6 protein-coding genes and 1 rRNA gene are annotated in these 11,749 nt (G+C 27.9%); all 7 read right to left on the bottom strand.

All coding sequences use genetic code 11. The features are described 5' to 3' along the window. Positions 1 to 403: 403 nt before the first annotated feature. Positions 404 to 1,510 carry a glucose-1-phosphate adenylyltransferase subunit GlgD gene (gene glgD / locus NG901_RS16395; protein WP_252216988.1) on the bottom strand — a complete coding sequence of 369 codons (1,107 nt, stop codon included), beginning with the start codon at positions 1,508 to 1,510 and terminating at the stop codon, positions 404 to 406. Positions 1,511 to 1,531: 21 nt separating this feature from the next. Then, the gene (locus tag NG901_RS16390; RefSeq protein ID WP_252216986.1) at positions 1,532 to 2,692 is read right to left on the bottom strand and encodes a glucose-1-phosphate adenylyltransferase; all 1,161 of its coding nucleotides are present in this window, start codon (positions 2,690 to 2,692) and stop codon (positions 1,532 to 1,534) included. Between the two features lie 97 nt (positions 2,693 to 2,789). Continuing rightward, positions 2,790 to 4,604: a glycoside hydrolase family 13 protein gene (locus NG901_RS16385; protein WP_252216983.1), complete on the bottom strand. Its 1,815-nt coding sequence runs from the start codon at positions 4,602 to 4,604 to the stop codon at positions 2,790 to 2,792. Positions 4,605 to 4,772: 168 nt separating this feature from the next. Further along, the gene (locus tag NG901_RS16380; RefSeq protein WP_252216992.1) at positions 4,773 to 7,214 is read right to left on the bottom strand and encodes a glycogen/starch/alpha-glucan phosphorylase; all 2,442 of its coding nucleotides are present in this window, start codon (positions 7,212 to 7,214) and stop codon (positions 4,773 to 4,775) included. Between the two features lie 30 nt (positions 7,215 to 7,244). Further along, positions 7,245 to 8,681, bottom strand: coding sequence for a glycogen synthase GlgA (gene glgA / locus NG901_RS16375; RefSeq protein WP_252216981.1), 1,437 nt, complete (start codon positions 8,679 to 8,681; stop codon positions 7,245 to 7,247). Positions 8,682 to 8,711: 30 nt separating this feature from the next. Beyond that, positions 8,712 to 10,958: a 1,4-alpha-glucan branching protein GlgB gene (gene glgB / locus NG901_RS16370; RefSeq protein ID WP_252216990.1), complete on the bottom strand. Its 2,247-nt coding sequence runs from the start codon at positions 10,956 to 10,958 to the stop codon at positions 8,712 to 8,714. A gap of 673 nt (positions 10,959 to 11,631) precedes the next feature. Then, positions 11,632 to 11,748: ribosomal RNA gene (rrf, locus tag NG901_RS16365) — 5S ribosomal RNA — on the bottom strand. Between the last annotated feature and the right edge of the window lies 1 nt (position 11,749).

The raw sequence follows: 11,749 nt of genomic DNA, 5'->3' as shown, positions 1-11,749 counted from the left end.
GTTTAATCTTGACTTACTCAAATAAAGAATTGCTGGTTTATTTTAATGTTTCTTGATTTCTGTTCAATTTTCAAAGACCAAATTTTTATGGTTGACTTTCTTGTCAACTTTTGTTTTATTGTGTCACTCTTAAGCGACTTCCTTAGTATATCACCTAAGTTTTTTCATGTCAACAAGTTTTTTTAATGAGTTTGAAATTTTATTTCTAACTTATTTTTTACTTGTTGGTCGCATCTCTCAGCGACGAGTTTTATAATACCATCTCAAAAAACAATTGTCAACAGTATTTTAAAAGTTTTTTATTATTTTAATAAAAAATGCCTATATGCTAAACAGTTTTTATACTACAAAGCTTATAGGCATAATTATTTATATATTAACACTATGTTTAAACAGAGCATTTTTAAAGATATTCTTTTTTCATAACTACTAGAGGGTATAAACTAGATCCTATAAGTTTTTCTCCCTCTTTAACCTTTATTCCCTTATCTGTAATTACACTATCTAATAAAGTGTTATCTTCTATAATACTATCTTGCATTACTACACAATTTTTCAACTTTGCATCCTTACCTACAAAAACTCTTCTTCCTATAACACAATTTTCTACCTCGCCTTCTATATAACATCCATTAGCTATTATAGAATTCTTAACATTACTAGTGTCTGTATAATGTGTTGGCGCCTCATCTTTTGCTTTCGTATATATTCCTCTATCTTCTCTAAATATTTCCTTACTTATCTTTCTATTTAATAATTTCATATTGCTATCGTATAATGTTTTTATAGAATTTATACAATTTAATTCGCCATCAAATTTATATGCCCCTACTCTTAAACTGTCTAAATTATCATGTATAAAGCTTTTAACTTTTTTATACATTCCACTAACTAAGCAATCTTGGACTATATCTATAAATAAGCTAGTTTTTAATACATAAACTTCCATGCCTATATTAATGTTATTATCTCTACCTACATTTTCACCAATGCTTACAACTTCATCTAAATCATCAAAGTTTAAAACATCACATCCTACAAATGAGTTTTTACCATTGTTTATTTTTTTATATACCATTGTTATATCTTGTCCACTCTTTTTGTGATAATCAATTACTTTTTGATAATCTATATTACAAAGCATATAAGATGGAGTTAATAACAAATATTCCTTATGACTACGCTTAAAAAACTCTATATTTTCTGAAAAATTATGAACATCTTCATATACTGGATCTACTTCACAAAAATTAAATACTCTTAATCCATTTTGATTTCTGTGTAAATCCCATGGTCTACCATTAGTTAAATGATCAATTAGCGATCTAGACTTATTTTTTGTAAAAATTCCAATACTCTCTATACCTGAATTTGTCATATTTGATAATACGAAATCTATAATTCTATATCTTCCTGCTATAGGGACTGATGCAAGTGGTCTATTTATTACTAGTTCTCCCATTTTTGTTTCATTTTCATCTAAATTTATTATTCCAACACAATCATTCATCTCTTTTTCCCTCAACTTTCCTTATACCGCCTTGCTATTTTTCATGATACTACCCATTTTTACCTCTTCTTTGGCAGCAACAATTTCAATTTCATCACCTGTGCCTATTACACAGTCTTTCCTTATCACAGCATCATTTCCAATTATAGCTTTTTCAATTATCACATTATCCCCTATTTTAGCGTTTGTCATAATAACAGAGTCTTTTATTACTGTATTTTTACCAACTTGTACACCTTGGAATAAAACAGAATTTTGTACTGTTCCATTAACAGTGCATCCTTCAACTATAAGTGAATTAGTAACCTTAGCATTTTCGCCTATATATTGTGCTGGTCTTACTGGATTTGTTGAATATATTCTCCAATCTTGATCATGCAAATTAAGTTCATTATCAGATTTTAACAAGTCCATATTTGCTTGCCAAAGGCTTTCAATAGTTCCAACATCTTTCCAATATCCTTCAAATGGATAAGCAACCATTTTACCACCGTCATTTAACATTGATGGTATTATATCTTTACCAAAGTCATTGCTTGAACTTTTATTAGCTTCATCATTTCTTAAATATTTCTTTAATGTTTTCCAATTAAATATATATATACCCATAGAAGCTAAATTACTTTTAGGTATTTTAGGTTTTTCCTCAAATTCATATATGGACATATCATCTCTAGTGTTCATTATTCCAAAACGACTAGCTTCATTTACTGGAACTTCAATTACTCCAATAGTGGCATCTGCATTCTTTTCCTTATGAAATTCTAACATTTTTGTATAATTCATTTTATATATATGATCACCTGATAGTATAAGTACATACTCTGGATCATACCTGTCAACAAATTCTATATTTTGATAAATTGCATTTGCTGTTCCTTTATACCAATTTCCACCCTTTTCTTCTTGATATGGTGGCAATATGCTTACTCCACTATCTTTTCTATCTAAATCCCAAGGTAAACCTATTCCTATGTGTGCATTTAATTCTAAAGGCTTATATTGTGTCAAAACCCCCACTGTATAAATCCCTGAATTTGCACAATTACTCAAAGGAAAATCAATTATTCTATACTTTCCTCCAAATGGCACTGCTGGCTTAGCTAACTTCTTGGTCAATACTCCTAATCTTGAGCCTTGTCCCCCCGCTAATATCATAGCCACAATTTCAGTATTTCCCATAAATATCTCCTCTCTTTTTCCCCTTAAATTATCATGTATTCACGACATAACTCTTATAAATCTTCTTTAAACAAAGCATCCATTTTAATTTACATATTTATTTAGATAATATTAAAAAATTATATGGTGATAAGTTGATATCAGCCTTATCAAAATCTATAGTTTTATTACTAAATAATTCGCTATATACACCTTCAAATTCAAATTTATTTAAGTTTTTATGCAAGCCTGAATTATTTAATACTACTATTATGTTTTTTCCTTCATATGTTCTTTTTAATATACATATGTTCACATCCATATCAAATATTTTTAAATTACCTTTTCTCAAAACCTCTTCATTTTTTCTTATATTTATTATCTTAGAGTAAAATTTTAATATCTCTTGATTTTCATTATTCCATGGATAAGCCTTTCTATTTTCAGGATCTTTTCCACCCTTTAACCCAGCTTCATCTCCATAATAAATTACCGGTACTCCTGGCAATGTCATTTGAAAAACTATCATTAATTTAAGTAAATATAAATTTCCATCTAATATTGTTAAAATTCTTTCAGTATCATGTGTACCTATAACATTCATATTAGAATTAAAAATTTCTCTTGGATAATTCTCATACAAAGACATTATTCTCTTTTTTAGTTTCTCAGAAGTTATATACCCTTTAACAAAATTTATTAAACATTCTCTTAACGGATAATTAGTAACTGAATCTAATTCTTTGCCAAATAAATATTTTCTTCGTTTTGAATAACTTATTTTATTAGAAGCATCATCCCAAACCTCTCCTATAAGTACGCTATCATTATTAATTTCCTTCATTCTTTTTTTAAAAATCTCTATAAATTTATCTGGTAATTCATCAGCAACATTTAGTCTCCATCCACTCGCACCCAAATTCATCCATTTTTCCATTATAGAGCCTTTTTTATTTACTATATAGTCTAGATAACTCTCTTCAAGTTCATTTACATTAGGTCTATTATCTATACCCCACCAAGATTGATATTGATAAGGATAAGTTATGAATTTATACCACTTGTAATACTTTGAATTAGGGGACTGATATGCACCAACTTCATCATAATTTCCATACTTGTTAAAATATCTACTATCAGATCCAGTGTTACTGAATACTCCATCTAATATAATTCTTATTCCTTTGCTTCGTGCTATATTACATAATTTTGAAAATTCTTCGTTAGTTCCAAACATTTCATCTATAACTTCATAATCACCAACATCATATTTGTGACAACTAGATGATTTAAATATTGGACTTAAATATATGATATTAGCACCTAAAGATTTTATATAATCTAATTTTTTTATTATTCCTTTTAAATTTCCACCATAAAAATCCCATCTTGAAATTCTTCCCATATTATCTTTTATATACATTGGCTCATCATTCCATGTAGCATATAAAAAAGAATTTTTCTTTGGTTTATTTATGCTGTTATCTTCATTTCCATTGCAAAATCTATCAACAAATATCTGATATATAACACCATCTTTATACCACTTAGGCACATCAATTTTTTCATATACAGTTACTTCATATGGCAAAGGATCATTATTATATACTTGTCCTTCGCCGCCTAATTTTTCATCATTATTTCCATAATAAATTCTCTTATAACCATCTATTAAAATAAAATAATATCTTAGCAGTCCTGTTTTATTAGATGTATCTATTTCTACTGAGTATTTATAGTTTCCATCATTTAAATATTCTTTTTGCATTTCCAATAAACTACTCTCATTATTAAAATCAGTTAATTCAAGAGCTACTAATAAATCTCTATTGACTATAATTGATAGTTTTATAGCTCTACCAATTTCAACTGCTCCAAAAGGTTTTTTAAAATTCTTATCTTGAGAATTGTATCTCACTTTTGTTTTATCCATAAATTAGCCCTTCCTATAAGGCACATTCAAATAAATAACAAGTCAAAGATGCGACGGATATTTTGTGAAATACAATGACTTGGGTTCTGCTAATAGTTGTACTATTAGTAGGTTCCAAGGAAGAAGTAGTTCACAAAATAAACTAGCATGCTGACTAGTTATTTATTTTTATATGCCTAAGTTCTTGTAAATAACTTCTGATCCCCAAATTCCAGTTGCATATTGTTCAATAGTTCTATCAGATGAAAATATTCCTGAATGTGATATATTTATTCCACATATCTTATTCCACATATCTTTATCTCTATAAAGAACGTCTATCTTATCTTGTGCCTTTAAATAAGAATCAAAGTCTTTTAATACAAAAAATTCATCATTATACGTTATTAAATTTTGATATAAAGTTTTAAATCTTTGCTTATCATTATGGTATTTCCCATTAGTTAAATCATTAATAACATTCTTAATTCTTGAATTATGATTATACATTTCTAACGAACTATATCCTCCATTTTTGTAATAACTTAATACTTCGTCTGCTTCTAATCCAAAAATAACTATATTGTCTTCTCCAACTTCATCTTTAATCTCTATATTTGCTCCATCAAGTGTTGCTACTGTAATAGCTCCATTCATCATAAATTTCATATTTGAAGTTCCTGAAGCTTCTTTAGTTGTTGTTGAAATTTGCTCACTTACATCCGCCCCTGGAACAATTTCTTCAGCTAAAGATACATCATAGTTTTCCATAAATACTACTTTCATTTTCTTATTAACTCTTGGATCATTATTTACTTTACTTGCAATATTATTTATAAGTTCGATAATGGTTTTGGCTAAATAATATCCTGGTGCAGCCTTTCCACCAAATATAAATGTTCTTGGGTAAATATCTAAATTAGGATTATCAAGTAATTTATTATATAAGTCCATTATTCTTAAACAATTTAAAGTTTGTCTTTTATATGCATGTATTCTCTTTACTTGAACGTCAAATATAGAATTAGGATCAACTATAATGCCTTCATTGTCTAATATTGTCTTTGCAAGTTTTTTCTTATTTTCGAGCTTTATCTTTCCTAGCTCATCTAAAACACTCTTATCATCTAAATGTTTTTGAAAGTTTTCTAAATCTAGTGGATGTTTTATGAACCCATCACCTATGGTGTCTGAAAGTAACTTTGTTAAATTAGGATTACATTTTAATAACCATCTTCTATGAGTTATACCATTTGTTTTATTATTAAATTTATTAGGATACAAATAGTAAAAATCTTTCATTTCCTTTTTCTTTAATATTTCAGTATGAAGTTTTGCTACCCCATTAATACTGTGACTGCCTACTATAGCAAGATGAGCCATTCTTATTTGTCCTTCTCCGATTATAGCCATCTTTGATATTTTATTTTCTTGTCCAGAAAATTTAACTTTTAGCTCTTCACAATATCTTCTGTTTATTTCTTCAACTATCATAAATATTCTAGGAAGCAATTTTTTAAACATATCTACAGGCCATTTCTCTAAAGCCTCTGATAAAATAGTATGATTCGTATAAGATATTGTATTTTCAGTTATTCTCCATGCATCATCCCAAGTTAATTCTTCTTCATCTAACAATATTCTCATAAGTTCTGGTATAGCAAGTGTTGGGTGAGTATCATTTATATGAATAGCTATTTTTTCTGCAAATTCCGGTATCTCTCCCCCGTGCTTTTTAAAATGTCTTATTATACTTTGTATACCAGCGGAAACAAAGAAATATTGTTGTTTTAATCTAAGAATCTTTCCTTCATAAAATGAATCTTCTGGATAAAGAACCTGTGATATAGCTTCAACTGAATTCTTATATTGAATAGCCTGTAAAAAATCACCTCTATTGAATGAAGAAAAATCAAATTCATTTGATAATGCTTCTGCGCTCCAAAGTCTTAAGGTATTAACTATATCGTTTTTATATCCAACAACTGGTGTATCATAAGGTATTGCCAAGATTGGTTCATAATTTACATGTACGAAATTTAACCTTCCATTACGTTCTTCTACTTTAATTTCTCCACCAAATTTAACAATTTCAGATTTATTAGTTTTTCTTTTTTCCCATACATTGCCTTCTTTTAACCAATTATCAGATACTTCAACTTGCTTTCCATCAATAATTTTTTGTTCAAAGAAACCGTATTTATATCTAATTCCACATCCATGACCAGGCATGTTTAATGATGCCATTGAATCTAAGAAACATGCAGCAAGTCTTCCTAATCCTCCATTACCAAGTCCTTGATCTTCCTCTAGATTTTCTAAGTCTTTCAAATTTATATTAAGTTCTTCTAAAGCTTCTTTACAAATATCTCTTATTCCAATATTTAATAAAGAATTACCCAACAATCTTCCAAGTAAAAATTCCATTGAAAAATAATAAACTTGTTTTTCACCTGTTTTATTATATTTTTTGTTTGTTTTAAGCCATGTCCTAGTTACATAATCTCTTACCAAACTTCCTAAAGCTTCGTATTTTTGTTGGTTCGTTCCTTCCTTTAGTTCTATTCCGTGCATTTCTAAGAATTTGTTTACATATGCTTTTTTGAATGCTTTTTTATCCATTTCTATCATCATTACCCCTCCTTTAGAAAAATTATTAGATTATCTATAGCTTAATTCTTTGTACATATTTAAATATTCATCTGCTGACTTGCTCCAACTATTATTAGAATTCATAGCATTTTTCACAAGGTTTGACCATTTATTTTTATCATAGTAAATCTTTAAAGCGTACTCTATTATATGAAGCATTTCATCTGCGTTATAATTATAAAAACTAAATCCATTTCCTTCACCTGTGTACTCATTGTAAGCTCTAATTGTATCTTTCAAGCCACCAGTTTCTCTTACTATTGGTATACTTCCGTATCTAAGAGCTATGAGTTGTCCCAAGCCACAAGGTTCAAATAATGATGGCATTAAAAACATATCTGATGCAGCATATGCTTTATGAGCCAAATTATTGTCAAATCTAATATTTGCTGAGACCTTATTTCCATATTTATAATCTAACCACTTAAAGTGATCTTCATAATGTTTTTCTCCAGTTCCAACAATAACTAATTGAATATCATTTTGTAATAATCTCTCTGAAATATGCACTAATAAATCTAAACCTTTTTGACTTGTTAATCTTGTTACCATTGCAATCATAGGTATATTTTCATTAACGCTTAACCCTAGTTCTAACTGTAAATTTCTTTTATTTTCATATTTATCATTTATATTATTTACATCATAATTTTTATTTATTAAATTATCATTTTTAGGATTAAATTCATCGTAATCTATTCCATTTAATATTCCTCTTAACATATAGGATTTTTCTCTTAACAGCCAATCTAGTCTTTCTCCAAACTCAGGAGTTTTTATTTCTTCTGCATAGCTATAGCTAACAGTTGTTATCATATCTGAGTAATTTATAGCACCCTTCATAAATCCTACACCATCATCAAATTTTAAATTAGTATTTGTATACTGTTCATAATCATATCCAAACAGTTCTGGTAATATCACTGGATCAAATATTCCTTGGAAAGCTATATTGTGAATTGAAAATACTGATTTTATATCCCAATAAAACATATCTTTTCTCATATATTCTAGTTTCAATAAAACTGGTATCATCCCAGTTTGCCAGTCATTACAATGAATTACATTTGGTTTCCAATCCAATTGTTTTATCATGTCTAGTACTGCTCTATCAAAAAATGCAAATCTTTCAGCATCATCATAATGACCATACATTCCACCTCTAGAAAAATAGTATTCATTATCCACAAAATAATAAATTACGCCATCATGTTCATATTCTAAGATTCCACAATATTGATTGCGCCATCCAACATCTACGTTAAACCACTTATTAAATCTAAGCTTATTTTTTAGTTCATGGTTTATTTCTTTATATTTAGGTATAACAACTCTAACATCTACACCTTTTCTTGCTAATTCCTTAGGTAACGCTCCAGCTACATCACCTAATCCCCCACTTTTTATAAACGGATGTGCTTCTGATGCTACAAATAAAACTCTCATACTTCTTCCCCCTAATTCACCAATGTTCTATTATTTTATATACTCAATTTTATCTAATAATTCTTCTCTATCTATTTCAGCTATTTCTGTTACCTTCTTCATAAAAGTTTTTTCTTCAATATCCTTGTATATAGATTTTATTTTTAATACTAATGTTGCCATAGGAGGTACCTTAATTTGTAATGAATATGGCTTATTATGATATTCTAATTTTTCTGATATTAATGTTTCCCCCATAACTTGTCCAGAACCACCATACTTGCTATCATCTGTATTAAATACTTCTTCATATTCACCTAAAAATGGAACTCCAATTTTATAGTCATAATATACAATTGGAGTAAAATTACTAATAAAAATTAAAGTATCATTGTCATCTTTACTTCTTCTTATAAACTCAAGTATACTTTGAGAATTATTATCTGCATCAATCCAGGTAAAACCTTTTTCATCATGATCTAATTCCCAAAGTGCTTTATTATCTATATAAAAATGATTTAAATCTTTGAAGAAAACTTGTGTCTGTCTATGCATATCATATTTATCTATTAAAAACCACTCTAATTCTTCATATTCTCTCCATTCTATAAATTGTCCAAATTCACATCCCATAAATAATAACTTTTTACCTGGGTGTCCCATCATATATGATGCAAACAATCTTAAGCCAGAAAACTTATTCCAATAATCTCCCCACATTTTATCAACCAATGACTTTTTACCATGTACTACTTCATCATGTGATATTGGTAATATAAAATTCTCTGAATAATTGTACATCATTGAAAAAGTTACTTTATCATGGTTGAATTTTCTATATATAGGATCTACTTTTATATATTCTAAAGTATCGTTCATCCATCCCATATTCCATTTAAAATTAAATCCTAATGATTCTCCATTATTAGATTTACTAACATTAGGCCATGATGTTGATTCCTCTGCAATCATTAATATATTAGAATCTTCCGCTTTAACAGCCTTGTTTAATTGTTTTAAGAACTCTATACCTTCTAAATTTGCATTTCCTCCAAATTGATTAGGCTCCCATTCACCTTCTTCTTTACCATAATCTAAGTAAAGAATACTTGATACAGCATCAACTCTAATTCCATCTATATGAAATTCTCTTATCCAATACAGAGCGTTTGATATTAAGTAACTACGAACTTCTGGTTTTCCTAAATCAAAATTACAAGTTCCCCAACCACAATTTTCTGATCTCCATTCTTCGCTATACTCATATGTTGTAGTTCCATCAAATTTATATAATCCGTGAGAATCCTTACAAAAATGACCTGGAACCCAATCAATTATTACACCTATTTCTTCATCATGTAGCTTTTCTATAAGCATTTTCAAACCATTAAAATCACCATATCTACTTGTTGGAGAATAATATCCCGTTCCTTGATATCCCCAAGAAGCATCTAATGGATGTTCTCCAAGTGGCATCAATTCAACGTAAGTATAACCCATATCTTTTAGATATTTTGGCAGCTCTACACTTAACTGCTCATATGTTAAAAATTCTCCATCTTCATTTCTTTTCCATGATCCTAGATGCATTTCGTATATATTCATTGGCATTTCATATATATTTAATTTATTTCTTCTATTAATCCATTTCTTATCATTCCATTTAAACTTATCTAATTCACATACTATTGATGCAGTATTAGGTCTAAGTTCACTTTGTATTGCATATGGATCGGATTTAAAATCTGATTGATTTCCTAATTCATCTATAAAGCAGTATTTATATTTACTACCATCATTTATATGTGGTAAAAATACGCTCCACAATCCATTTTCATCTAATTTTTCAAGTTTATAATTTTCATCTATTTTAAAATCATTAAAATCTCCAACTAAATAAGCCTCTTTTGCATTGGGAGCCCAAGTAGTAAACCTTACTCCTTTTTTTCTTTTTTCTGTTTTTATATGAGCGCCTAGAATCTTATAAGATTCATAGTTTTTCCCTTCATGAAATTTTTTAATATTCGTTTCATTTAGTTCATAAGAATTTGACTTTTTAGTACTACTTTTTACTTCTTTATTTTCACTGTTATTATTGCTTGAATTTGTTTCTGCTTTTATACTTGAGGCTTTTTTATTAGTAGTTCGATTTGATTTTTTAGACGAACTTATTTTTTTAGCAGCTTTAGTTATATCTTTTTCTGGATCTTTTAGTATTTTAGCTGTTTCTTCTAATATAATTTCTTTGGGTTCAGTATCTAATTCATAATCTATCTTCTTAGTATCAGCATTACTCAAGTTATCCCCTCCATTTACCTTATATCCATTTATTATATTTTTTACTATATTTAGTAATTTATCAAAGTTATCAATTGTTATTTTACCAAATTTTTGAATACAATTCATTAATTTTCATCATTGCTTAAATCTCATAAAACTACTTATATTTCAATTTTTCTTGTTTATTTTAAAAATTAAATTTCATTTTTTATGTTTATTTATAGTATTTTGTAAATTATTAATATAATATAGTTTAATAATTTAGAAGAACAAATTTATTATAAACGTTTTCTTTAAAAACAAATGATTGATACCTATAATCTCAAATTCAAAATACTTCTAATTCAATACCTCTCACTTTTTTATCTTAATTTCAATACATCTTTAAACATAACTATTTCTTAATCTTTATTAGTTGAAATTATAAAGATTTAAATTAAAGAAAGTACAGTATTAGTTAAAAATAACTAATACTGTACTTTAATAAGTCGTCTCAAAATTTTTACTTTAACAATAAAAAAATCTTATAAAATTTCTTACACTTGATACAAATATAACAATACAACGATATATTAAATATATAAGACTATCTTAAAGTTATAAAAAAACTTTATCTCTTATTTAAACATCACTTTAATATATTTTTATATACTAAAAAAGAGATAGTTGTTATAACTATCTCTTTAAACTTACCTGGCAACGTCCTAATCTCCCACACAGTCTCCCGTGCAGTACCTTCGGCGCTATGGATCTTAACTTTCCTGTTCGGAATGGGTAGGAGTGTTACTTCCATGCCATCATCACCAGAT

The sequence above is a fragment of the Clostridium sp. CMCC3677 genome (assembly GCF_023845585.1).
Classification (GTDB): domain Bacteria; phylum Bacillota; class Clostridia; order Clostridiales; family Clostridiaceae; genus Clostridium; species Clostridium aquiflavi.
This window is presented reverse-complemented; position numbering and strand designations above follow the sequence as displayed.

Coding starts and splice junctions, on each gene's coding strand:
- glgD (WP_252216988.1), bottom strand. CDS start 1,510: ATGAATGATTGTGTTGGAATAATAAATTTAGATGAAAATGAAACAAAA.
- NG901_RS16390 (WP_252216986.1), bottom strand. CDS start 2,692: ATGGGAAATACTGAAATTGTGGCTATGATATTAGCGGGGGGACAAGGC.
- NG901_RS16385 (WP_252216983.1), bottom strand. CDS start 4,604: ATGGATAAAACAAAAGTGAGATACAATTCTCAAGATAAGAATTTTAAA.
- NG901_RS16380 (WP_252216992.1), bottom strand. CDS start 7,214: ATGATAGAAATGGATAAAAAAGCATTCAAAAAAGCATATGTAAACAAA.
- glgA (WP_252216981.1), bottom strand. CDS start 8,681: ATGAGAGTTTTATTTGTAGCATCAGAAGCACATCCGTTTATAAAAAGT.